Genomic DNA, 216 nt, shown 5'->3' with positions numbered 1-216 from the left:
ATTGAAAGAGTGTTTGCTCTCTCAAAACTGAGCAACGAGTGAGTGAAATTTTTACGAAGTAAAAATACTTCGAGAGCATTATCTTGCTTTATTTGAATGTTTCCACTCGGGAAACGATTCTCCATAGAAAGGAGGTGATCCAGCCGCACCTTCCGATACGGCTACCTTGTTACGACTTCACCCCAATCATCTACCCCACCTTCGGCGGCTGGCTCC

1 rRNA gene is annotated in these 216 nt (G+C 45.4%); it reads right to left on the bottom strand.

Annotation, left to right across the window (positions count from 1 at the left end):
- Positions 1-127: 127 nt before the first annotated feature.
- Positions 128-216: ribosomal RNA gene (locus KJS65_RS29665) — 16S ribosomal RNA — on the bottom strand; the annotation flags it as partial.

The sequence above is a fragment of the Paenibacillus sp. J23TS9 genome, assembly GCF_018403225.1.
Lineage (GTDB): Bacteria > Bacillota > Bacilli > Paenibacillales > Paenibacillaceae > Paenibacillus_AQ.
Note: the sequence above shows the minus strand (reverse complement) of the source record. Positions and strands in the feature narration are given on the sequence as shown.